Raw genomic sequence first — 23,423 nt, forward strand, 5'->3', positions numbered from 1 at the left:
AGGACCACGATGAGCCAGTACGTCGGCGCCATCGATCAAGGCACCACTAGCACGCGCTTCATGGTGTTCGATCACAACGGCAACGAGATCGCTCGCCACCAGCTCGAACACCAGCAGATCCTGCCGCGCGCGGGCTGGGTGGAGCACGATCCGACCGAGATCTGGGAACGCACCAGGGCGGTCATCCAGAGCACCCTCACCAAGGCCGATCTCGACGCCAGCGACCTGGCCGCGGTCGGCGTCACCAACCAGCGCGAAACCACCGTGGTGTGGAGCCGCCGCACCGGGCGTCCCTACTGCAACGCCATCGTCTGGCAGGACACCCGCACCGACCGCATCGCGGCCGAACTCGAGCGGGCCGGCCACGGCGACACCATTCGACACAAGGCCGGATTGCCCCCTGCCACTTACTTTTCCGGCGGCAAGCTGCGCTGGATCCTGGACAACGTGCCCGGTGTCGCCGAGGCGGCCGAGCGCGGCGAGGCGATCTTCGGGACCACCGACAGCTGGCTGCTGTGGAACCTGACCGGCGGGGTCGACGGCGGCGTGCACGTCACCGACCCGACCAATGCCAGCCGCACCATGCTGATGGACCTGGAGACCTCCGACTGGGACGACGAACTGTTGTCCATCTTCGGCATTCCGCGGTCCATGCTGCCGACCATCGCGCCGTCGTCGAACCCCGAGCTGTTCGGAAAGACCAGGGCCGACGGGCCTTTCGGCGGTGAGGTGCCGCTGGCCGGTGTGCTCGGCGACCAGCAGGCGGCCACGGTCGGCCAGGTGTGTTTCCGGCCCGGCGAGGCGAAGAACACCTACGGCACCGGAAACTTCTTGCTGCTCAACACCGGTACCGAGATCGTGCGCTCGCAGCACGGGCTGCTCACCACGGTCGCTTACCAGTTCGGCGACGACAAGCCGGTGTACGCGCTCGAAGGTTCGATCGCGGTCACCGGTTCGGCGGTGCAGTGGCTGCGCGATCAGCTCGGCATCATTTCCGGTGCGTCGCAAAGCGAATCGCTGGCCAGGCAGGTCGATGACAACGGCGGCGTGTACTTCGTGCCCGCGTTCTCCGGACTGTTCGCGCCCTACTGGCGCTCCGACGCGCGCGGCGCCATCGTCGGGCTGTCCCGCTACAGCACCAACGCCCATCTGGCGCGGGCGACGCTGGAATCCATTTGCTACCAGACCCGCGACGTCGTCGAGGCCATGCAGGCCGACTCCGGCGTGCAGCTCGACGTGCTGCGAGTGGACGGCGGCGTCACCGCCAACGAGCTGTGCATGCAGCTGCAGGCCGACTTCCTCGGCGTGCCGGTGTCGCGACCGGTGGTCGCGGAGACCACCGCGCTCGGCGCCGCCTACGCGGCCGGGCTGGCCGTCGGATTCTGGAGCAACACCGACGAACTCGTGCAGAACTGGCACGAAGACAAGCGCTGGAACCCCACCGGAACCGAGGAGCAGCGCGCACGCGGCTACGCCCGCTGGCAGAAGGCCGTGTCGCGCACCCTCGACTGGATTGACGTAGACGACTGAGTCGCCGACGCGAATATCACTGGAACAAGGAGAGATTCATGTCAGCACGATTAGACCCCACCTACCGCGCCACCGCGGTCGAGGCACTAGGCGACGACGAGATCGATGTGCTGGTGATCGGCGGTGGCGTGGTCGGCGCGGGCGCGGCACTGGATGCGGCCTCGCGCGGCCTGAGCGTCACCCTGGTGGAAGCCAGGGACTTCGCGGCGGGCACGTCGAGCCGCTCCAGCAAGCTCATCCACGGCGGGCTGCGGTATCTCGAACAGCTCGACTTCTGGCTGGTGCGTGAGGCTTTGAAGGAACGCGGCCTGCTGCTGAACAAGCTGGCGCCGCACCTGGTGCGCCCGGTGTCGTTCCTGCTGCCGCTGCAACACCGGGTCTGGGAGCGCGCGTACATCGGTGCGGGCGTCGCCCTGTACGACACCATCGGTGGCGCCCGGGCGCTGCCGATGCACCGGCACCTGACCCGCACGCGCGCACTGGAATTGGCGCCCGCGCTGCGCGAGGACTCGATGACCGGCGCCATCCGCTATTTCGACGCACAGGTCGACGACGCGCGCCACACCATGACGATCGCCCGCACCGCGGCCCAGCACGGCGCGACCGTGCTCACCCGCACCAAGGTCACCGGGCTGCTGCGCGACGGTGAGCGGGTGATCGGCGCGCAGGTCACCGATCTGGAGACCGGGCGCGAGCACACCGTGCGGGCCCGCCGGGTGATCAGCGCGACCGGCGTCTGGACCGACGAGATGAACCGGATGACCGGCGTCGAATTCCCGTTCCACGTGCGCACTTCCAAGGGCGTGCACATCCTGGTGCCGCGCGAGCGCCTCGACCTGGACACCGGGCTGATCATGCGCACTGAGAAGAGCGTGCTGTTCGTGATCCCGTGGCACCAGCACTGGATCATCGGTACCACCGACACGGATTGGTCGCTGAACAAGGATCATCCGGCCGCGAGCAACGCCGACGTGCAGTACATCCTCGATCACGTCAACGCGGTACTGCGGGATCCGCTGACCCGCGACGACATCGTCGGCACCTATGCCGGACTGCGCCCGCTGGTCTCCGGCGCGTCCAGCGACACCGCGAAGCTGTCGCGCGAACACGCTGTGGCGGAACCGGTTCCGGGCCTGTTCGTGATCGCGGGCGGCAAGTACACCACCTACCGGGTGATGGCGGCCGACGTGGTGGACGCCGCCGTGCAGGGCCTCGGTCGCGCGGTCGCCCCGTCGGTGACCGAGAAGCTCCCGCTGCTCGGCGCGGTCGGCTACCAGGAGATGGCCGCCGACCTCGACAGCCTCGCGCAGCGCACCGGGCTGTCGAAGGCCACCGTCGAGCATCTGCTCGGGCGCTACGGCTCCGCTGTGCACGACCTGTTCGAGTTGATCGCCGAGGATCCCACGCTGGGCGAGCCGCTGGCCGGTGCCGAGGAGTATCTCGCCGCCGAGGTCGTCTATGCGGTAACCCACGAGGGCGCACTGCATCTCGACGATGTGCTCACCCGGCGTACCCGGATCTCCATCGAGGCGTCGGACCGCGGTCTGCTCGCCGCGCCGGAGGTGGCCTTCCTGATCGGCGCCCGGCTCGGCTGGGATGCCGCCGACGCCGAGCGTGAGCTCAGCCGCTACCGGGACCGGGTCGAAGCCGAGCTGGCCGCCAACCAGGCTGCCGACGACGAGGCCGCGAACGCCGCGCGTTTGGTCGCCGTCGCCTGACAACGCGACACCCGGTGAGCTCGATCCTGTTTCAGGCCCGCTGTTTCGGCCGCGGATCGAGTTCGCCGGGCGCCCTCCGGGTTCTGGGTACCGAACCGTTGACCTCAACCCCTGTTCAGGGTGGATCATCGAGAATATGACTCGTCCTGCCGATTTCTGGAATGCCGCCTACGACAACGACATCGCCCCCTGGGTCATCGGTGAACCGCAGCCTGCGATCATCGCTCTGGAGCGCGACGGATGTATCTGGGGGCGGGTGCTCGACCCCGGTTGCGGGGCAGGCGAACACACGATCCTGCTGACGAAGCTGGGCTACGACGTGCTCGGTATCGACCTGTCCCCCAGCGCGATCGCGTTCGCCCGCGCGAACGCTGCCGCGCAAGAGGTTCCGGCAGCCGAGTTCGAGGTGGCCGACGCCATCGCGCTGGGCACTGCCGAGGCTGTACCGCTTTTCGACACGATCGTGGACAGCGCCCTGTTCCACGTCTTCGGTACCGAACCCGAAGCCCGCGCAGCCTACGTACGCAGCCTGCACGCCCTGTGCAAGCCGGGCGGGCTGGTCAATATTCTCGCGCTGTCCGATGCGGGCCCCGGCTTCGGGCCGCAGATCAGCGACTCGATTATTCGCGAATCATTCACCGAGGGTTGGGAACTGGAAGACATCCAGCCGTCGCAATACCGCGGCCGCGTCACCCAACCCGCACTGGAACAGCGGCCCGACCTCGGCTTGCAGGAAGGCAGCATCATCGACCTGGTGGCGTGGCAGGCCCGAATCCGCCGCGTCTAACCATCCATTCCGGCGTGCCCGTCCGGGGTCGACTCATCGGTCTCCAACTCGGCTCCCTTCGGATGCTCCTCCGCATGCGTCGGCTTCGAATGCTCCCCGGCGAAGTCCGCCTCTTCCTGCTGCACCTCGGCCGTCGTCCGATCCTTCTCTGCTCCACTCATGCCGGCCGGATACCCGCCGTTGATCCGAGCATGCAGGTGCATGTCGTGCCAGCCATCCGCGTGCAACCCCGCGCTCCGTTTCGTGCCCTCCAGGGCGTAACCGAGCTTGGCCGCCACGCGACACGACCGTTGGTTCGCCATCGAGTGGGTCAGCTCCAAGCGATGAAAGCCGGTCTCGAAAGCCCATGTGGTGAGTGCGGATACCGCGCGCGGCGTGACGGACATGCCAGCGTTGGATCAGCGGATCGGTGAAAGCCTCCAGGACTTCCTGCGCGTCATCGGCCGTCCACGGCCGCAGGACCAGACCGTCGCCCGTGGTGAGCACGGGCTGGGTTGCGCGGGTGAATCTTTCGGCGTCGACCAAATATTCCGTCAGCAGAGGCATGCCGCGAATTGTCCGCCTCGGCGGCATTCGCGGCACGTCTTATTTCAGGGTCAGAGCCGCTTGGCCAGCAGGGCCTTGCCCTGTTCGCCGCCCTTCACGCTTTCGTGCTGGGCGCGGCGGAAGAATTCGCCGAGCTCGGTGTCGCCGTCGCGTTCGGCGTCCTGCGCGTAGAGCTCCATGCGCAGGGCGTTGCTCAGGCACTGTTCGGTGAACCAGATGAGGTTGTAGTTCTTGTCTTTGGTGCCGGTGATCGCACCGGTCTCCTGATCGATGGCCATGTGCCATACCTCCTTTGTCGTCCCGCTATCGCCGTACCCGGCCAATCCGCACGGAAACCGGTCGTGACCAGATGATCTAGGGCCTGTCGCAAAGTCCAGCCACCGGAGGCGCCGGATGGGACTTTGCGACAGGCCCTTAAGGTCGAGTTATGGAGACGGATGTGGCGGAGGCCGAGCGGGTTTCCGCGCTGCTGGCGGCGGAGGCCAAGGCTGTCGCGCTGTTCGACGAGGTGGTCCGCCGGGGCATCATCGCACCGGGGATGCGCGAATCAGCGGTGAGCGACGCGGTGCGCGATCTCGCCGATGAGATGTTCGGCACGCGGCGGTACTGGCACAAGCGGATCGTGCGATCCGGGAGCAATACCCTCGAGCCGTACAGCGCGAACCCGTCGGACCGCGAAATCGGCGCGGACGACATCTGTTTCCTGGACTTCGGGCCGATCTTCGCCGAATGGGAAGCCGACTTCGGGCGCACCTTCGTACTGGGCGACGATCCGGCCAAGCTGGCCTTGCGGGACGCGCTGGAACCGCTCTGGGAGCAGGGCCGCGCCTACTTCGAGGCCCATCCCGATATCACCGGCGACCAGCTCTACACCTATGTTTCCCACCAGGCCGCCGAGCAAGGGTGGGAACTGACCGCGGAAATCGCAGGCCATCTGGTGGGTGAGTTCCCGCACAAGCAGATCTCCGGCACCGAGCTCACCTCCTATGTCGCGGCGGGCTCGACGGTGCCGATGCGCCGCCTCGATCCGAAAGGCCGGATCTGCCACTGGATTCTGGAGATCCACCTGGTGGATCGCGCGCACAGTATCGGCGGCTTCTTCGAACAACTGCTGGATCTGCGGCCCGCGGTGGATCAGGCGACGGCCTCGTCCTGGCCGCGGTTCGAGCCGACGCCGTAGCCGGGCACATTGATCCCCGGCACGTCGGCGCCCAACGCGATGATCTGGTTGAGCGTGTTGTGGTACTGGCGCACCTCGGCGATCGCGCCGCCGTCGAAGCGGACCTCGCTGAGCACCATCGCGTGGTAGAGCCGTTCGCTTTCCAGCGCGGTGAATTCACCCTCGACCTTGGCGAGCCAGGCGTGCGCGGTGGCGAACGGGCGGACGGTGATGCGGGACAGGCTGCCCGGGCTCCACAGTTCGGTGCTCCACCAGAGCATGCTCTCGTGCAGCTCGGCGCGCCCCTCGATGATGGTGGGCAGGCCCGGTGGCTGCCACGGTGCGTGGAACAACACATCGTCGGTGACCAGGTCCAGCACCTGTTCGTGGTCCTGCAGGAAAAGCAGTTCGTAGAAGCGTTCGAGCGCGGCGCGTTCGACAGCCGCGTCGGGGAGTCCGGCGGAGCCGCTGCTCCGGTTGCCGACACGTCTCCGGTCCAGCGGAGCGGTTGTCATGCTGATCATCACAAGCCTTCCTATCGTGCCGGTTGATCGCTCAATGATGTGCCAGCAAATCATGAGCAAACAAGTGTCGTCAATGACGGTTACCGTTAATATCGCGCCAACTGACCAGCCGATAAGCGCATATCGGACGACCTCGGCACCCTCGCCCGACTCGGATGCGGCCAGAAGTGTGCCGCCCGCGGGCCGGTAAACTTCTGAACGGGACAAAAGTCGAGAGAGGTGCGCAGCGGGAAGCGCACGGCGAACACAGGAGAAATCATGTCGAGTCGCCGCTTCCGATCCAGCGTGGCCGGGATTGTCATCCTGGTCATCGCACTGGTGGTTGCCGGTTGTTCAGGGTCGGAGTCGAAGCAGCCGGGAGCGGCCGACCCCGCGCCGCCCGCGATCTCCTTCACCCCGGCAGCGGGCGCGAAGGATATCGACCCGACCACACCGGTCCAGGTCAGCGCGGGTGACGGCATGTTGACCTCGGTCAGCATGACCAACGAGCAGGGCAAGCAGATCGAGGGCATCCTGACGCCGGACAAGACGGCGTGGAAACCCACCGAACCGCTCGGCTACGGCCACACCTACACCATCACCGCCGAGAGTCTCACGATCACCGGCCGCAGCGGCCCGCAGACCTCGACGTTCGCCACGCTGACGCCGAACAACCAGACCAAGGTCTACTTCGAGAACACCGGCGGCGGGCTGCTCGACGGCGGCACCTACGGCGTCGGCGCCGTCATCGTCGCCCACTTCGACGAGGACGTCCCGGACCGGGCGCTGGCCGAGAAACGGCTGTCGGTGACCACGACCCCGCAGCTGGAGGGCTCGTGGTACTGGCTCGACAATCGCCGCGCGCACTGGCGGCCGCGCGAGTACTACCCGCCGGGCACGAAGGTGAATGTCGCGGCGAACATCTACGCGGTGGACCTCGGCAACGGCCTGTACGGCCAGGAGGACAGCAAGGCGTCGTTCACCATCGGCGCCGCGCACGTGTCCATCGCCGACGACAACACCAAGCAGGTCCAGGTCTACGAGAACGGCAAACTCGTCCGCTCCATGCCGACCTCGATGGGCATGGGCGGCAGCGAGACCGTGGGCGGCAAGACGATCACCTTCTGGACCCAGCCCGGCGTCTACACGGTGATGAGCAAGGCCAACCCGGTGATCATGGACTCCTCCACCTTCGGGCTGCCGGTCAACTCGCGGCTCGGCTACAAGGAGACCATCAACTGGGCGACCAGGATCAGCACCGACGGCATCTACCTGCACGAACTCGCCTCGACGATGTGGGCGCAGGGCAACACCAACACCTCGCACGGCTGCCTGAACCTCAGCCCGGAGAACGCGCGCTGGTTCTACGACTTCTCGCTCCCCGGCGATGTGGTCGAGGTGCGCAATACCGGCGGCGCGCCGCTCGAGGTCTGGCAGAACGGTGACTGGGGCGTGCCCTGGGATCAGTGGCTGCAGGGCAGCGCGCTGAAGTAGCGGCAAGGCCAGCACCTTCGGACTGGCTCCGGACAAGACGGGTGCCCGGCTCGTAGCGTCGGCAGGGTGGACGAGAACCTTGCCAACGACCTGGCCGAGCTACCCGCACTGCTGGACGCGGTGCGCGCGTCGGCGACGGACCTGTTGACCGGCATCGACACGCGACCGGTCGCGCGGGCACCGAAAGAGGTAGGGCTCGAAGAACTTCCGGAGCACGGTGTCGGCCTGCGCCGGGCGCTCGCGCTGTTCCGTGAGCGCTGGGAGCCCGGGTTCTCCGGCAGCGCGGGACCGCGCTACCTCGGCTTCGTCACCGGCGGCGCCACCCCGGCCTCGGTCGCCGGCGACTGGCTCACCGGGGTGCTCGATCAGAACGCGATGTCGGGCGAGGACTCCACGGCCGTCGAGCTCGAACAGCAGACCGTCGACTGGATCGGGCAGCTGTTCGGGCTGGACCAGCACACCGGGGCGTTCGTCAGCGGGGCAACCATGTCGAACTTCGTCGGGCTGGCGATCGCGCGGGAGTGGCTCGGCGAGCAGCGCGGAATCTCGGTGGCGCAGGCCGGAGTCGGCGCGCTCGGGCCGGTGCACGTGCTGTCGGGGACGCCGCACGCCAGCATCGTCAAATCGTTGTCCATGCTCGGAATCGGCCGTGACAGTGTGCAACTCGTACCGACCCTGCCGGGCCGGGAAGCTGTCGACGTGGCCGAGCTCGGCGAGGCACTCGCGGCGCTGGACGGTCAGCCGGCGATCGTGGTGGCCAATGCGGGTACGGTGAACACCGTCGACTTCGACGACCTGCGCGCGATTGCCGCACTACGCCAGCGTTATCCGTTCTGGCTGCACGTGGACGGTGCGTTCGGTGCGTTCGCGGCGCTCTCGCCGGAGCACGCGGCGCTGGTCGACGGTCTCGGTGCGGCGGATTCGGTCTGCGTCGACCTGCACAAGTGGCTCAACGTGCCGTATGACGCGGCGGTCCAGTTCACCCGGCACCGGGATCTGCAACTGCGCGTCTTCCTGAATTCCGCCGCGTATCTGACCGCGCCCACCGACACCCCGGATTTCGGGCACCTGGTCCCGGAGAACTCGCGGCGGCTGCGCGCGCTCGCCGCCTAGTTCTCGCTGACCGCGTACGGCCGCGATGGTCACCAGGACATCGTCCGGCGCAATATCTCCTGTGCGAACAACCTCGCCGAGCAGCTCGCGGCGACCGGACTGCTCCGGCTCGTTGCGCCGGTCCGCCTCAATGTCGTCTGCTTCACGCTGGCCGACCGGGCCACCGCCGAGCGGATCGACGCGCTGGCCGATGCCATTGCCGAGACCGGCGAAACCTTTGTGACGCCAACCGTTTACGAGGGCCAACCGGCGCTGCGTGCCGCGTTCAGCAACTGGCGCACGACCGACGCCGACGTGGACCGGGCGGCCAAGGCCATTACCGCAGCAGCCCTGGCCTTGTCCTGATCAGCCGACCACTGCCATGGCGCGAGCCGGTCGCCTGGGCGCATGCTGGACCCAGCCGGTATCGCCGGATCCAGCAGGTGGGAGTCCCATGACGTCAGCAGATCAGTCGATTGCCGACTACGTCCGTCTACTAGACGCCGTCAGCGCATTCGCCTATCCGCTGCCGGTGACCGTCATCTGTGAACTGCTCGGCGTGCCGCTGGAAGACGAAGCGCGGCTGTGCCATTGGTCGGCCCTGCTGGCCCGCACGTTGGACCCGACCTCGAAGCAGGCCACCGAGTGCCGCGTCGACCCGGCCGAGATACAGCGCGCCGGAACAGAACTCAGCAACTACTTCGAGCAGCTGACCGAGCGCCGCCGCGCCACCCCCGGACCGGACCTGCTCTCGGAGCTGCTCGCCGCCGAGGACGCCGGGGACATGCTCAGCCACGACGAGCTGATCTCCACCTGCGCGCTGCTGCTCGTCGCGGGGCACGAGACCACGGTCAACCTCATCGCCAACGCCACCCTCGCCCTGCTGCGCCGCCCCGACGAACTCGCCGCACTGCGCGCCAATCCCGAACGGGCACAGGCCGTTGTCGAGGAGACGCTGCGCTTCGACCCGCCGGTGCAGCTGATTCCCCGCATCGCCGCCGCCGATCTGACCGTGGGCGACCTGGCCGTCGACCGCGGCGATCTGGTGGTCATGCTCATCGCCGCCGCCCACCGCGACCCCACCGCATTCCCCGACCCCGACCGCTTCGACCCGGCCCGCGACAACCGCAATCTCGCCTTCGGACTCGGCGCCCACTCCTGCCTCGGCGCTCCGCTGGCCCGGCTGGAGGCGCGAATAGCCCTCACCCGTTTCGCACAACGTGTCGAAACGCCCCGTCTCACCACGGATCCGCCGATCTACCGCGAGCACGTGAACCTGCGCGGCCCGGCGCACATGCCGGTCGAGTTCGCAGCGATCCTGCCGCGCTAGTCGGCCCTGACCTCAATGAAACAGCGTCCCGCCACTACTGGGCCGAATCCGCACGCTGCCATGACGCCGCGCTCGCGCCGAGCAGGGCTGCGAGCAGGATCAGCGCCAGGAATATTTGTCCGTGCAGGCCGAGAATGAAAAGGGTCTGATCGGCGAACTCGGGATCGTAGGTGGCGGTATCGGGGAACAGCAGCGCACCGGCCATTCCGAGCCAGGGGATGGCCACAACTGCTGCGGCGCACAGCGTCCGGCCGCGTGCGTCCCGGCCGGGCCGCAGGGCGAGCGTCAGACCGATGATGCCGAGGAGCACCGTCATCACCATGTATTGAGCGTCGTGGAACTTCGCGTGCGGCGGCCAGTTCGGGTTGAAGGCGTGCTGTGCGGCCAGGTCTGGGATGACCAGGTCGGCGAGTACGGCACTGACCATCGTGATCACCGCGACAGCGGCGATCACGAATCGGGGTATGGGCATAGGGCCGGACCTTTCGTCGTTCGGGGGTGGGTTGGGTGTTTTCGGGCAGGGTCAGAGCGTCCAGGTATAGGCCGGTGTGATCGAACGACCGAATAGTGCGCCGGGCAGGAGCGGCAGCGCGGTGTCGCGTAGCGCGGTTGCCAATGGTGAGGTCCAGTGCGCAGGTGCACCGACCCGGCGCGAGAGCTGGGCGATCATCTGGGTGCGGGGCCTGCGCAGGCGGTCGTATTCTTGCAATCCCGCCTCGGCGCCGAGGGTGTCCACAGCCGCAGCGAGTGTGACAGCGTCCTCAATGGCCTGGCAGGCGCCCTGCCCGAGGTTGGGGGCCATGGCGTGCGCGGCGTCCCCTAGTACTGCGACTTTTCCTGAGACGTAGGTGGGCAGATTCGGTAGCTCGAAGGTGTCGTGCTGGAGGACTGCGTCCGCGGGTGCGGCATCGAGTAGGGCCGGGACGGGGTCGTGCCAGCGCGCGAACCGCTCGCGAAGCCCAGCCAGGCCGGTGCGGGATCCTGCTGGAGCGTTACCCATCAGATAGCAGTAGACGCGGCCGTCGGGCATCGGAATGTAGCCGAATCGTTCGCCCCTACCCCAGGTTTCGACGCTTCCCGCAACGGCGTGCGGCGCGGTGAGCAGGCGCCAGGTGGTGTATCCCACATAGCGTGGGCCGGCGGCCAGCGGCCAGATCGAGTGTCGGGTCACGCTGTGCACCCCGTCGGCGCCGATCACAAGATCCGCTGTGGCGGTGCCGCCCTCGTAGTGCACTGTGCCGTCCGGCAGCACTCGCCGCACGGTGGTTCCCGGTCGCAGGGCATGCGCGGGGAGGGCCGCGCGCAGGATGTCCACCAGGGTCGCCCGGTGAATGATTGCCCACGGGCCGAAGCGCCGTTCGAGTTCCCGAGTGTCGTTGCGAATCAACCAGGCACCGTTGGCGCTTCGGATGCCTTGCGGCGGACCGGCCTGTCCGCTGGTGCGCAGGAGGTCACCCAGGCCGAGCGTGTCCAGGGCGCGCAGCCCGTTGGGTTGGATCGACAGCCCCGCACCGATCTCGGTGATCTCCGGCGCGCGTTCGAGCACCTCTACCCGCCAGCCACGCTGGTGGAACGCCACCGCGGCGGCAAGCCCGCCGATACCGCCGCCCAAGACAAGCGCCTTCATCGCCTACCCCTGCGATCGCAGGCCGACCCGATACCGTCGCGCATCCGAGCCGATCTGGACTGCCGCCACCACACCGCCGTCACGAGCAGCACAACCGCCGGAAGTGCCCACCACCAACGCTTCACGTCACCCCTAGAGGATCTAGATTATTTAGAGGCTCTAGATGACCATAGATGCTCTAGGGTGTCAACGAGTGCTACGAGCCAGTAGAAGGGTGCCGATGTCGACACAGACCGGGGGAAGGCGCGAGCGGCTACGCGAGGCCACCTTGAAGGAAATCCACGAGGCAGCACGCCTGCTTCTCGTCGAGCAGGGGTCGGCGGCGGTAACCATCAACGCGGTTGCCCGGCAGGTCGGGATGAGCGGTCCGTCGCTCTATCACTACTACGCCGGTCACGACGCGCTGGTCGGCGCGGTGACCGCAGACTTCTTCGACGAGCTGGCCGCAGCGATGGAACAGGTCCGCGACGCTCGTGCCCACGCGCCGGTCGGCGAGCGCATACTGGCGGTCTGCCGCGCCATGCGCACGTGGGCGATTACCCACCCGGCCGAGTTCGGCTGGATCTTCGCCGCCCCGATCACTCCACCGAACATGCGACCGGAATCCGAACGCCACCGGGCCGGGCAGCGTTTCGAACGGGTGCTGCTGGATCTGACGATCGAGCTCTGGCAGACGCGCCCGTTCCCGGTGCCCGATCCATCCGAGCTGCCCCCATCCCTGCGCGAGCAGCTGATCACCTACTCGGCCGCGCTCGACAACCAGTTGCCGCCCGAGGCCGCGCACGTCTTCCTGTCCTGCTGGATCAGGCTGTATGGCCTGCTGTGCATGGAAGTCCTGCACCAGCTCGACTTCGCCTACTCCGACCTCGAACCGGTTTTCGAAGAATGCCTACGCGACCTCACCAGCATCCTCGGTCTGGCACCCGCCGACCAACCGACCAGGTGAGAACGCTCAGTCCGGTGCTCGACTCCGGGAATGACCCCGGTTGACGATCGGAGACAGACCGAACGCACTCTCGTGCCGACCCAGCGCCCTGGTCAGCCGTCGTAGGACGTGTGCGGTGTCCATGCGTCGAGGGGCCGGAGCGCGGCAGCGTGCAGTGCCTCGGCGACCCGGTCCCTGGTGAACGCGCCCTCGCCGAGCACACCGTTGATCTGCACCGCGACGGCCCGAATACTTTTGGGCGCCAACGTGGTATCCAAGCTGGTGACCAGATTGCGGACCGCCGCCTTCTGCACGCCGAGCGACGCGGCCTGATTCCACGGCTTGTCCGCCGCCGCGCTCCCGGTGACCAGCACCCGCGCGCCCTCGGCGAAGAACGGCAGCGCCGCCTGGACGGCGGGCAGCAGTGCGGCGGCACCGATGGTGAAGTCCTCGATCAGCTCCGGCACCGACAGCTGCAACGGGTCCGCCTGCCGGAACATGCTCGGGTTGAAATGCAGCACGTCGATCCGGCCGTGCTGCTGCCCCACCTCGGTCACCACGCGGGTCACGTCGGCCGGATCGGACAGGTCGACACCGACTCCCTCCGCGTCGAAACCCTCGCCGCGTAACTGGGCGGCGAGCGGCTCGGCCTCCTCCGGCAGCCGGCAGGCCAGGAACACCGCGTGATCGTCACGGGCGAAGAGTCGGGCAACGGCCAATCCGACACCGGGACCGGCGCCGAGCACGAGAAGCACGGGAGCAGACATGGGCTCGAGCCTAGACCGCGTCACCGCTACATAACCGGCGATGATCTGGGTATTACGCGCGCGTGCGTACTCTCGACGGAGTCGGACAGCGATCGAGACGGCGAGGAACAATCCGTGGCACGAGTGCCGAAGAAGGCGGAAGGCACTGAGTCCACGGCGATGGACCCAGCGTCCGCGGCGATGGACCGAGCGTCCGCAGCGATGAGCGATGACGACGACACCGTCGAGTTCGCCAAGGTCACCGACCCGCCCGCACGCCGCGCACGGCACCGCCGCGCCGCCCCGAAAGCCCGCCGCGTAGCCGCACCCCCGCGCCGGTCCCGGAGCGTGGCGAAGAACGCGGTGCGGGTGCTCGTCTCGGTCACCGCCTTCGCGGTGCTCTCCGGTACCGGGTTCGCCTGGTCGGCCAAGGTCGACTTCAACAACGGGTTCAACCGCTCCGACGCGATCGGCGCCGACGCACCGCATTCGCTGGGCGGTGACCTCAACATTCTGCTGATCGGCCTGGACACCCGAAAGGACCAGAACGGCAACGACCTGCCGAAAGAGATCCTCGACAAGCTGCACGCGGGCGACAGCGACGACGGCGGCTACAACGCGAATACGCTGATCCTGCTGCACATTCCGGCGGATATGCGCAAGATCGTCGCGTTCTCCATCCCGCGCGACAGCTACGTCTCGGTGTCCGGCATCCCGGGCTACGACAAAATCAAGATCAAGGAGGCGTACGGGCTCAAGAAGGCGGCCACGGAAGCCAAACTGATCGCGAACGGCGAAAAGGACCAGCTCACCCTGGAACGCGCGGGGCGGGAAGCGGGCCGGGCGTCCATCGTGTCCACCGTTCGCAACCTGACCGGAGTGCCGATCGACCGGTTCGCCGAGGTAGCCCTCGCCGGCTTCTATCACCTGGCCGAGGCGCTCGGCGGTGTCGACGTGTGCCTGAACAAGGCGGTCGACGACAGCTACTACTCCGGTGCCGTGTTCCCCGCCGGGCCGCAACACCTCAACGGTTCCGAAGCGCTCGCCTTCGTCCGCCAGCGCCACAACCTGGAGAACGGCGACCTCGACCGGACGCGCAGACAGCAGGCCTACCTCACCTCGGTCGCCAAGTCGCTCAAGGACTCCGGAACGCTGACCAATCTCGGCAAGCTCAACGAGCTGATGAAGGTGGCGCACCAGGACGTGGTGCTCTCTGACGGCTGGGACCTGCTCGACTTCGCCAGCAGCCTCGGTGCCGCGGGCTCGATAGGAGTCGAGTTCCGGACGCTGCCGGTGCTGCGCTACGACACGATCAACGGCCAGGACGTCAACATCATCGACCCGGCCGCGATCAAGAAGGAGGTGCGGTCCGCGTTCGGGGTCGAGACGCCGAGCACCACCCCGGCGCGCCCGCCGACAAGCACGGTCGACGTGCTGAACGCCGGCAGCGTGGCCGGGATGGCGGGCCAGCTGTCCACCGCGCTGACCGCCCGCGGCTACCGCGAGGGCACGGTCGGCAACCGCGGCAGTGCCACCACCACGACCACGGTGACCTATGGCACCGGCGCCGAGGCGGACGCCACCCAATTGGCCGAAACCCTCGGCGGACTCACGGCCACCGCCGGATCGAGCGTCGCGCCGGGACACGTCCAGGTCGTCCTCGGCAGCGACTTCACCATGCCCGACGAACTGGCCGCGAGCTCGGCCACGTCGACCGCGCCGACAACGGTCACACCAACCACCCCGACCGAACCTGCCCCCGACACGGGCAAGCCGATCACGACGACGATCGGCAGCACCGTCCCCTGCGTGAACTGACGGCGCGGGGTTACGCCTGTTCGACTACGGCTTTGATGCGGTTCAACGTTTCCCGCATCCCGTTGACGTTCGTCTTGCGCCGCGCCCGACCGGCCAGCAGCCAATACACCCGCAAAACCGGGTTGCTGTGCAGCTGAAACGATTCGGTGACGTCGGTGCCGCCCTCGACCGGCTCGAACCGATAGCGCCAAGTATTGATCGGCATATTGCCGGGGCCGAGCACCGTGAAGGCGAATTCACGCCCCGGCTCGGCGGCGTCGATCCGGCACACCGTCCAATACTTCAGACCCCAGCCGTTGCGGTTCACGTGTCCGCGGAACTTCACCCCGACGGCGGGGCCGGTAGCGCCACCGAGCCATTCGGCGGCGAAGGTCTCCGGACTGAAGCGCCCGGTATTGGTGATATCGCTGACCAGCTCCCAGATCGTGTCGGCGGGCGCGGCCATTCGCACTGTCACACTGTCCTGCATGCTCGAACGCTAGCAGGAGTAAGCACTCGTTAGGGGTGTGTGGAAACCGGCGTCAGTGCGTCGAATTCGGCAACCCAGCGGTCCGGATCGGCCAGCAGCGCGCCGGGTGGCAGCTCCCAGTAGGCGGCGAGCAGGTCGTAGCCGAGGTGGGCGGTGGCGGCGTGCGCGGGCCAGTGCTCGGCGGTCCACGCGGGTTCCTCGGTCGCCGAGTCGATTCCGCTGCGTGCGACGCCGACCAGTTCGAACTGCAACTGCTGGGTCAGCGCGACTGCGGGGGCACCGGCAGGCTCGGTGCGCGACAGTTCCAGCAGGTCGCGGGCGACGGCACCCACCCGCCGCTCGATCCAGCGGAAGGTGCGCCGGTGTGCGCGCGGGACGACGACGTGCGGGACGAGCACCGCGATACCCACACCCAGCACGGTCTCGATGAAGCGGTCGCGGATCAACGGCGCGACGGCGCCGTCGGGGGTGCTGCCCACCGCGAGCAGCGCGATGGGCGTGATGAAGATCGCGGCCAGCGCGTAGTTGCGCGGCACGAACAGCTCCATGCAGAACAGCAGCGCGGCCACCAACGCGACGAGGGCGTAACCGGTGAACGCGAGCTGATGCACCACCCCGAACAGCGCCAGGCCGACGATCGTGCCGACGAACCGGTGGATGCCGCGCACCTTGCCGCGCACCCGGTCCGGGCCGATCTGCAACACCATCAGCGCGGTGAACACCGCCCAGTGCGGGCGCGGCTGACCGAGCAGCGCGCTGAGTCCGCCGGCGGTCAGGCAGGCAACGCCGACCCGGAAGGCGCTGATGGTCGGGTGCGAGTCGAACGACAGCGCGCGCCGCAGCCGGAACCAGACGCCCGGGCGCACGAACGAGATCAACGGGTCGACCACCAGCTCGTTGGTGTCGTCATAGGCCGGACCCGCGAGCCGGCGGCGGGCCGTAACCAGTTCGGCCAGCAGCTCCGAATCCGGTGTGCGGCTCGGCAGGCCTGCGTCGTAGACCGCGGCCCAAGCCTCCGCGACCGCGCCGCCCGCCTGATGACGCAGGTCGATGGCGGGCCGGCCCGCTGACCGGGCCGACAGATAGGCATCGACGGCGTTGATCGCCGCTTCGACGGCGACCCGTTCGGGCTTGCGCCGGTCGCGTAGCACGCCCGCCATCGACGCCAGCACCGACGCGCCGACGCCGAATGCGGTGCAGGACAACAGCACTCCCGTCGAGATGCCCGCCTCGGCGGCCATCATCGCGCCGCCGCAGGCGATCACGAACAGCAGTGCGCCGGGCGGACCGAGCCGCAACGCGTCGATCACGTAGACGGCGACCACCGCGACGATCGTCAGCAAGGACACGGTCAGCAGCGAGGCGCCGAGTCCACCGGCGAGCCCGTGCCCGAGCAGGGCACCGACGCCGCAGCACGCGAGCAGGGCGAGGCCCGCGGTGAGCACCACACCCGCCCGCATGCGGTACGCCCTGCGCTCCCCGTACATCACCGCGAAAGCGCCGAACAGTACGAACAGCGCGTGCTCCGGCTGCCCCAGCGCCACGACCACCGCGGCGGGCAGCGCAAAGGCCAGCGCGGACCGCAGGCCCGGACTCCACCGACGGCCCGCGGGCGGCAGCGCGAACAGCAGGGCGCCGATCCGCCCCTGCGGCGGCACCGGGTCGGAGACCGACGAAACCATCAACTTCCTTCCTGGTCGTCCAGCGGGGTTGCCGCTCCACCGTAGACCGCCGACCTGCGGGTGACGGCCGCCACTTGGACAGTCGACCCGGTGCCCGCGCGTGGCTAGATTCGTGGAGTGACCGCTGACGCTCAGACCACCCGCATCCATTCCTTCGCCGACGACGCGCTCGGCGAGCACGACGCGGTCGCGCTGGCCGAGCTGGTGCGCAACGGGGAACGCAGCCCGCGCGAGCTGGCCGCCGCGGCGGCGGACCGGGCGCGCGCGGTCGAGGAGTTGGCGGCCGTCGCGTACGAGAGTTACGAGCAGCCGCTGCTGCCCGCCGAACCGACCGGCAGGCTCTACGGCGTCCCGACGTTCGTGAAGGACAATGCCGATATCGTCGGGATGCCGAGCAACCATGGCACCCAGGCGTTTCAGGGCAAGCCCGCGCGGGAGCACGGCGGGTATGCCCGCCAATTCCTCAGTGCCGGTATGACGGTGCTGGGCAAGAGCACACTGCCCGAGTTCGGGTTCAACGCCACCACCGAGCCACCGTTCGCCCCGCCGACCCGAAACCCTTGGCACACCGGTTATTCGGTGGGCGGTTCGTCGGGCGGGTCGGCCGCGCTGGTCGCCGCGGGCGTGGTGCCGATCGCGCACGGCAACGACGGCGGCGGGTCTATTCGTATTCCGGCGGCCTGCGCCGGGCTGGTCGGGCTGAAGCCGAGCCGGGGTCGGCACATCGATTCGGCGATGGCGCGCAAGCTGCCGATCAATATCGTGAGCGAAGGGGTGCTGACCAGAACGGTGCGTGACACTGCGGCGTATACCGCTGCGGTGGAAGAGTTTTGGCGCAACCCGGCGTTGCCGCCGATCGGTTGTGTCGAGGGCCCGGGGTCCAAACCGCTGCGTATCGCGCTGCTGCTGGAGAACGTGGGTGGCCCGGTGCCGACGGGTCCGGTTCGGTCGGCGGTCGAAAAGGTCGCTGCCACCCTGGAATCCCATGGCCACCGGGTCGAGTCGGTGCCGCTGCCGTTCGATGCCGCGCTGGAGACGGCGTTTCTGCACTATTGGGGTCTGCTCGCCACGTTCGTCGCCTCGACCGGCAAGATCGCCGACCGCAGCTTCGACGCCGGCCGCCTCGATGATCTCACCCTCGGCCTGCGCCGCCACTTCCTGCGCAGCGCATGGCGTCTCCCGCTGACCCTCTACCGACTACGCGCCGCGGCCGCGACCTACGAGCGCGCCCTCGGACCGTACGACGCGGTCCTGCTGCCCACCCTCGGCCACGAAACCCCCGAGCTCGGCTATCTCAGTCCCACAGTGCCGTTCGACGAACTGCTCGACCGCCTGCGCACCTACGTCTCGTTCACGCCGATCAACAACATCACCGGCACCCCCTCGATCACCATCCCCGCCGGCCTCAGCCCGTCCGGCCTGCCCATCGGTGTGCAGTTCGCCGGCACCCGCGGCAACGAACGCACCCTCCTCGAACTCGCCTACCTCCTCGAAGCCGAAAACCCCTTCCCCCGCCTGGTCGGCTAGCCGGACCGAAAGCCCGCCGCCGCAGCACAATCCCACAAGAAGCAAGCCGGCCGACTTCAATTGAAGTGGACCGGCTTGCCCAGCGGTAGCTGCCGCTATCGGCTAGTACACGTAGAGGACACCACCGATGTAGCCTGCTTTGTTGTTCCACTGCGGCAGGTGGCTCCCGGCGTCGTTCCACAAGCAGCCTGCCGCCGATTCTCTACCTTCACCCGCGGCGACGGATCCGGCCACCCAGGCTCGGCATTCCTGCTCATTCCGGAAGACACAGGCGATGACTCGGCCGCTGTCCCACGCGTCGATACAGGTCTGAGGCGCCGTGGCCGCCGACGCCGATCCCGCACCGCCCACCGTCAAGAACGCCGCACCGAGTACCCCTGCGGCAAGTCCGGTGATGAGTCGAACACGTTGAGTAAGCAATGTAATCCCTCCCCTACTTGAATCATTCGAACCTGAATATTCGAATGTTGCTCGCCCCTTGATATTTGGAGGCTGGCACCTACAAAAGCTAGGGACCTGAACCTGTTTCCTTCTTATAGGATCCTTAACGTGCTGCTCGAGGCTGTTAACACTTCGCTTACGCGGGGAGCTGGGTCTCGCTGACCGACCCCGCCGTACTCCAGGCTCGGTTGAGGGTTGCGACCACGCACCACCTGCTCGCAAACAAGGCCCTCGGCACAGTCGCCGTCGTGGCCGAAAGGCTACTCGGGCACCGTGATCGGTGGGCTATGCATTCCTCGCACGGCGTCGAACGTCCCGCGAGAGGTATGCACGGCCGACAGGCGCGGGCCTAAGGGTGGCCGGAACCGGGGCGTTCGCGGTGGATGGGGCCGTGAGAGTCGTCGCAGTGTTCCTCCAGTACCGGGAGTAGTCGGTCGGCGGCGGGGCCTGCGGCAGCGGCGACGAGTTGGGAGTGGTCGACCTGGAGTGTGGTGTGAGTGATTTCGTAGTCGTGGTCGAGGAGGCGTTCGATCTGCTGGCGCAGGCCGTGGCAGTCGGCGCCCGGTTGGACGAGTACGTGTGCGGACAGGGCGACGTTGCCGGAGGTGATCTGCCAGACGTGCAGGTCGTGTACCTCGTCGACGCCGGGAATCTCGACGAGGCGGCGGCCCAGCGCATCCGGATCCACGCCGGCGGGTGCGGCTTCCAAGAAAATACGGCCGGATTCGCGGACCAGACCGAGGCCCGCCTTCACCATCAGCGCGACCACGACGAGTGTGGCGATCGCGTCCGCGCGGGCGAATCCGGTGAGCAGCACGACGACTCCGGCGACGGCGGTCGCGATGAAGCCGTACAGGTCGTTGAGCACATGCTGGAACGCGCCCTCCACGTTGAGACTGGAGCGGTTCGCCTTGCTGATCGCCCAGGCCGCAACCACATTCACCACGATGCCGACCAGCGCGGTGACGACCACCAGCCCACCGGTCACCTCCGGCGGATCGAGCAGACGCCGGATGGCCTCGTAGGTGAGCCAGCCCGCGAGCACGAGCAGCGTGATGCCGTTCGCCTGCGCGGACAGGATCTCGGCCCGCTTGAAGCCATAGGTATATTTGCCGCGCGCGGGCCGGGCGGCGATCCGAATCGCGGTGAGCGCGAGCACGATCGATGCCGCATCGGTGAGCATGTGCGCCGCATCCGAGAGCAAGGCCAGCGAATTCGCCAGCAGACCCACCACGACCTCGATCGACATGAACCCGGCGATCAGCGCCAGCGCGACCGTCAGCCAGCGGCGATCGGCGTCACCGGACACCCCGTGCGAGTGTGCGTGGCCGTTGCCATGGCCGTGTCCGTGCTCGTGTTCATGTCCCATTAGCCGCCTGCTTTCATCACCGCCACGTATGCGCATATCTGCATCTGTTTACCCACCTTAGCCGACCCTATGCCGACCGCAGCCTACTACGTGGGATGACCTGGATCACATGGCTGCGGCCAGCTGGGGAGATCAGCTGTACAAGCCCTTGGCGAGCACCGGCCACGACGCGACGAACGCGTCCTGCCAGTAGCCCCACGAGTGCGTCCCGGTCAGGGTGAAGTCGAAGGTGGCCGGAATACCCAACTGGTTCAACCGATTCTGCAGATTCACCGAGCACATCCGGATGCCGGCTTCGATCGCACCGCCGACCACCAGCTGATCAGCCCACTGCGAGACACCGGGCTTGATCTGGAACGGTCCGTCGAGGGTGTCGTGCGGGCCGGGCAGTCCGCTGCCGCTGGAGACGAAAAGGTTCACGCCGCGCAGTTTGTCCGCGTGCACGAGCGGGTCGTTGGCCGCCCAGAGCGGACTGCCGGGCGGGCCCCACATATTGGCGATGGTCCCGCCGCCGCGTTCGACCGTCATCTGGACGAACGCCTCGCCGATCGGGTCGCTGGTCTGGGCGCAGCCGCTGTAGGACGCGACGCTGCGATACAGCTCGGGCTTGGCGATGGACAGGGCGAGCACCGAGGTGCCCGCCATCGAGAGACCGGCGATCGCGTTCACCTGGTTGGTGCCGAGTGCAGCATCGATCAGCGGCGGCAGTTCCTCGGTGAGGTAGGTCTTCCATTTGTTCGGTCCGAGCACCGGGTCGTAGTTGATCCAGTCCGTGTAATAGCTGAACTGACCGCCCACCGGCTGCACCACATTGACGTTCTTGTCCGACAGGAAGTCCAGCACGTTCGTGCGCAACTGCCAGCTGGCATCGTCCACGCCGCCACCCGCGCCGTTCAGTAGATAGAGCGTCGGCCGGGGCTGGGTGGTGTCGGCGGGGCGCTGAATGTCGACTGGGAAGGTCGCGCCGTCCATCGCCGCCGACCGCACCCAAATACGAATATTGCGGCCGTCGGGTTCTTCGACGCGCGCGATCACCGAACCGTCCGGGGCGGCGGGCGTGCCGACCCAGGCCGCGCTCGATGAAGCCGGCGCCTCAGCCTGCGCACCGGCGGCGGTGCCGACACCGAGACACAGTGCCGCCGCGAGTACTACCGCGCGAGCCCGAATCCTCCACGTCGATCTGCGATCCACGAACACACTCCCAAAACCCCGACCCACACGACTGGCGAACCCGTACCCAACTTCCAGCGTGTCGGGCATTCGTCCAGCTGCGTTACCCGGTCGCGGTGTTCGATCGCACACACCGGTCCTGCTGCGACGGCCTCATCACAACCTCCGACGCAGGTCGAACCTGCGGGACCACCTGAACGCGAGACAACCCGATTCGCGTTCAGGCGCCCCTCCGCCGGGCGATCGGGATCGCCCGTAGCTCAGCGCGCTCCCTCGGCGCCGCGCCGCGCGACCGAGTCGATGGCGACCGAGATCGCGAGGACAGCGCCGGTGACCATGAAGCGCACCGAGGAGTCCACATTGAGCAGCAGCATGCCGTTCGTGATGGATTGGATGACCAGAATGCCGAGCAGGGCGGCGTAGGCGCGGCCGCGCCCGCCGAACAGACTGGTGCCGCCGATGACCGCGGCGGCGATGGCATTGAGCAGGATGTCGCTGCCGCCGGAGCTCTGGTTGACCGCGACCAGGCGGGAGGCGGCGAGGATGCCGCCGAGGGTGGCCAGGGCGGAACAGCCGACGAAGGCGGCGATGCGGATCCCGGTGACATTGATGCCTGCCCGGCGCGCCGCCTCGGCGTTGCCACCGACCGCGTACATGCGGCGGCCGAACACCGTCCGGCGCAGGATCAGGTCGAGGGCCAGCACGAGACCGCCGAAGATCACCAGGGTCAGCGGAACGCCGCGATCGGTATTCAGCACCGCGACGGTGGCGCCGAGCAGGACGGCGAGGCCGCCCGAGCGCAGCACGATCCAGATCGGTGCCGCGACATCGAGTTTGGCGTGCACGCGTTGCTGCCGGGTGACCAGGCTCGCGGCGAGATGTCCGCCCGCGAGCAGCGCGACGAGCAGCCAGCCGAGCGCGGGCGCGAGCCAGGTATCGCTGATGGTGGCGATGCCGCGGTCGAACGGCAGGTTGACGGTGCCTTCCTTGCCGAGCAGATACAGCATCAGCCCCTGCCAGCCGATCAACCCGGCCAGCGTCACGACGAACGACGGCATGCTCAGCATCGTGCGCATGAGTCCGTGCAGCAGGCCGATCGCGGCGCCCACAGCCACCGCGGCGATCACCGCGACGACGACGTTCCAGCCGTGGCGCACGTAGAGCAGTGTCATCACCACGGCCGTCAAACCGCTGACCGAGCCTGCGGAGAGGTCGATCTCGCCGAGCAGCAGCACCAAAACGATGCCCAGCGCGATGGTTCCGGTCGCGGCCATCTGCAAAGCCAGGTTGGTGAGGTTCTCCGCGGAGAGGAAATGAGCGTTGAGCCGGTAGAACACCGCGGCGATGATCACCAGCCCGATCGCGACCGGTACCGAGCCGACCTCGCCCCGGCGCAGTCGATCCAATGCGGCATCGGCCAACCCGCGCCCCTGATTTCCTTGCCAGACAGTTTTTTTCACAACGATGTCACTCATGACTCGGCCTCGCTG

23 protein-coding genes are annotated in these 23,423 nt (G+C 67.8%); 11 read left to right on the forward strand and 12 right to left on the reverse strand.

All coding sequences use genetic code 11. The annotated features are described in order from the left end of the window. Window positions 1-9: 9 nt before the first annotated feature. The 3 genes from glpK to NN4_RS06595 all read left to right on the forward strand — a co-directional run bounded on the left by glpK (window position 10) and on the right by NN4_RS06595 (window position 4,035). Complete coding sequence (glpK, locus tag NN4_RS06585; protein WP_147129066.1) at window positions 10-1,530, forward strand: glycerol kinase GlpK; 1,521 nt, start codon at window positions 10-12, stop codon at window positions 1,528-1,530. Window positions 1,531-1,568: 38 nt separating this feature from the next. After that, complete coding sequence (glpD, locus tag NN4_RS06590; RefSeq protein WP_147129068.1) at window positions 1,569-3,248, forward strand: glycerol-3-phosphate dehydrogenase; 1,680 nt, start codon at window positions 1,569-1,571, stop codon at window positions 3,246-3,248. A gap of 136 nt (window positions 3,249-3,384) precedes the next feature. Then, entirely contained in the window at window positions 3,385-4,035 is a 651-nt protein-coding gene (locus NN4_RS06595; protein WP_147129071.1) for a class I SAM-dependent methyltransferase, read from the forward strand. On the opposite strand, the gene NN4_RS45665 is transcribed toward NN4_RS06595, so the two are convergent. Both NN4_RS45665 and NN4_RS06605 read right to left on the reverse strand, forming a co-directional pair. Continuing rightward, window positions 4,032-4,421, reverse strand: coding sequence for a GNAT family N-acetyltransferase (locus NN4_RS45665; protein ID WP_222594999.1), 390 nt, complete (start codon window positions 4,419-4,421; stop codon window positions 4,032-4,034). The genes NN4_RS06595 and NN4_RS45665 overlap by 4 nt on opposite strands. Window positions 4,422-4,631: 210 nt before the next feature. Then, window positions 4,632-4,859, reverse strand: coding sequence for a hypothetical protein (locus NN4_RS06605; protein WP_107654574.1), 228 nt, complete (start codon window positions 4,857-4,859; stop codon window positions 4,632-4,634). A 149-nt stretch (window positions 4,860-5,008) separates the two neighbouring features. Here NN4_RS06605 and NN4_RS06610 point away from each other — a divergent pair, with 149 nt between their 5' ends. Further along, entirely contained in the window at window positions 5,009-5,761 is a 753-nt protein-coding gene (locus NN4_RS06610; protein ID WP_147129073.1) for a M24 family metallopeptidase, read from the forward strand. Here NN4_RS06610 and NN4_RS06615 read toward each other — a convergent pair. After that, complete coding sequence (locus NN4_RS06615) at window positions 5,716-6,255, reverse strand: nuclear transport factor 2 family protein (protein ID WP_147129074.1); 540 nt, start codon at window positions 6,253-6,255, stop codon at window positions 5,716-5,718. The two genes, NN4_RS06610 and NN4_RS06615, sit on opposite strands and share 46 nt — an antisense overlap. Before the next feature lie 267 nt (window positions 6,256-6,522). Between NN4_RS06615 and NN4_RS06620 the strand changes: the two genes are divergently transcribed. The 4 genes from NN4_RS06620 to NN4_RS06630 all read left to right on the forward strand — a co-directional run bounded on the left by NN4_RS06620 (window position 6,523) and on the right by NN4_RS06630 (window position 10,159). Next, window positions 6,523-7,737: a L,D-transpeptidase gene (locus tag NN4_RS06620; RefSeq protein WP_147129075.1), complete on the forward strand. Its 1,215-nt coding sequence runs from the start codon at window positions 6,523-6,525 to the stop codon at window positions 7,735-7,737. Between the two features lie 66 nt (window positions 7,738-7,803). After that, window positions 7,804-8,850, forward strand: coding sequence for a pyridoxal phosphate-dependent decarboxylase family protein (locus NN4_RS06625; RefSeq protein WP_222595000.1), 1,047 nt, complete (start codon window positions 7,804-7,806; stop codon window positions 8,848-8,850). Between the two features lie 219 nt (window positions 8,851-9,069). Beyond that, window positions 9,070-9,195 (forward strand): hypothetical protein, encoded by a 126-nt coding sequence (locus NN4_RS46555; protein WP_281289329.1) that lies wholly within the window; start codon window positions 9,070-9,072, stop codon window positions 9,193-9,195. Between the two features lie 88 nt (window positions 9,196-9,283). Beyond that, window positions 9,284-10,159 carry a cytochrome P450 gene (locus NN4_RS06630; RefSeq protein WP_186818303.1) on the forward strand — a complete coding sequence of 292 codons (876 nt, stop codon included), beginning with the start codon at window positions 9,284-9,286 and terminating at the stop codon, window positions 10,157-10,159. 34 nt (window positions 10,160-10,193) lie between these two features. Here the strand turns inward: NN4_RS06630 and NN4_RS06635 are convergent, their stop codons facing one another. Both NN4_RS06635 and NN4_RS06640 read right to left on the reverse strand, forming a co-directional pair. Then, window positions 10,194-10,631, reverse strand: a complete 438-nt coding sequence (locus NN4_RS06635) for a DUF6640 family protein (RefSeq protein ID WP_147129077.1) — start codon at window positions 10,629-10,631, stop codon at window positions 10,194-10,196. Window positions 10,632-10,682: 51 nt separating this feature from the next. Next, window positions 10,683-11,786 carry an FAD-dependent monooxygenase gene (locus NN4_RS06640; protein WP_147129078.1) on the reverse strand — a complete coding sequence of 368 codons (1,104 nt, stop codon included), beginning with the start codon at window positions 11,784-11,786 and terminating at the stop codon, window positions 10,683-10,685. 220 nt (window positions 11,787-12,006) lie between these two features. On the opposite strand from NN4_RS06640, the gene NN4_RS06645 reads away from it, so the two are divergent. Continuing rightward, complete coding sequence (locus NN4_RS06645; protein WP_147129079.1) at window positions 12,007-12,732, forward strand: TetR/AcrR family transcriptional regulator; 726 nt, start codon at window positions 12,007-12,009, stop codon at window positions 12,730-12,732. Window positions 12,733-12,824: 92 nt separating this feature from the next. Here the strand turns inward: NN4_RS06645 and NN4_RS06650 are convergent, their stop codons facing one another. After that, window positions 12,825-13,478: an SDR family NAD(P)-dependent oxidoreductase gene (locus NN4_RS06650; RefSeq protein ID WP_147129080.1), complete on the reverse strand. Its 654-nt coding sequence runs from the start codon at window positions 13,476-13,478 to the stop codon at window positions 12,825-12,827. A 201-nt stretch (window positions 13,479-13,679) separates the two neighbouring features. Between NN4_RS06650 and NN4_RS06655 the strand changes: the two genes are divergently transcribed. Continuing rightward, a complete protein-coding gene (locus NN4_RS06655; protein WP_147129106.1) occupies window positions 13,680-15,275 on the forward strand; it encodes an LCP family protein in 1,596 nt (531 codons plus the stop codon). A 10-nt stretch (window positions 15,276-15,285) separates the two neighbouring features. On the opposite strand, the gene NN4_RS06660 is transcribed toward NN4_RS06655, so the two are convergent. Both NN4_RS06660 and NN4_RS06665 read right to left on the reverse strand, forming a co-directional pair. Continuing rightward, window positions 15,286-15,744, reverse strand: coding sequence for an SRPBCC family protein (locus NN4_RS06660; protein WP_147129081.1), 459 nt, complete (start codon window positions 15,742-15,744; stop codon window positions 15,286-15,288). Between the two features lie 29 nt (window positions 15,745-15,773). Beyond that, window positions 15,774-17,426 (reverse strand): FUSC family protein, encoded by a 1,653-nt coding sequence (locus NN4_RS06665; protein ID WP_147129082.1) that lies wholly within the window; start codon window positions 17,424-17,426, stop codon window positions 15,774-15,776. A gap of 117 nt (window positions 17,427-17,543) precedes the next feature. Between NN4_RS06665 and NN4_RS06670 the strand changes: the two genes are divergently transcribed. Continuing rightward, window positions 17,544-18,953: an amidase gene (locus tag NN4_RS06670; protein ID WP_147129083.1), complete on the forward strand. Its 1,410-nt coding sequence runs from the start codon at window positions 17,544-17,546 to the stop codon at window positions 18,951-18,953. A gap of 102 nt (window positions 18,954-19,055) precedes the next feature. Here NN4_RS06670 and NN4_RS06675 read toward each other — a convergent pair whose 3' ends face one another. The 4 genes from NN4_RS06675 to NN4_RS06690 form a co-directional block, all read right to left on the reverse strand. Continuing rightward, the gene (locus NN4_RS06675; RefSeq protein ID WP_135235181.1) at window positions 19,056-19,373 is read right to left on the reverse strand and encodes a hypothetical protein; all 318 of its coding nucleotides are present in this window, start codon (window positions 19,371-19,373) and stop codon (window positions 19,056-19,058) included. Window positions 19,374-19,743: 370 nt separating this feature from the next. Continuing rightward, window positions 19,744-20,763, reverse strand: a complete 1,020-nt coding sequence (locus tag NN4_RS06680) for a cation diffusion facilitator family transporter (RefSeq protein WP_147129084.1) — start codon at window positions 20,761-20,763, stop codon at window positions 19,744-19,746. A gap of 132 nt (window positions 20,764-20,895) precedes the next feature. Beyond that, complete coding sequence (locus tag NN4_RS06685; protein ID WP_246180736.1) at window positions 20,896-21,954, reverse strand: alpha/beta hydrolase; 1,059 nt, start codon at window positions 21,952-21,954, stop codon at window positions 20,896-20,898. A gap of 239 nt (window positions 21,955-22,193) precedes the next feature. Next, window positions 22,194-23,408, reverse strand: a complete 1,215-nt coding sequence (locus NN4_RS06690) for a sugar ABC transporter permease (protein ID WP_147129085.1) — start codon at window positions 23,406-23,408, stop codon at window positions 22,194-22,196. Window positions 23,409-23,423 lie beyond the last annotated feature (15 nt).

The organism is Nocardia ninae NBRC 108245, assembly GCF_007990755.1.
GTDB classification, from domain to species: Bacteria; Actinomycetota; Actinomycetes; order Mycobacteriales; family Mycobacteriaceae; genus Nocardia; species Nocardia ninae.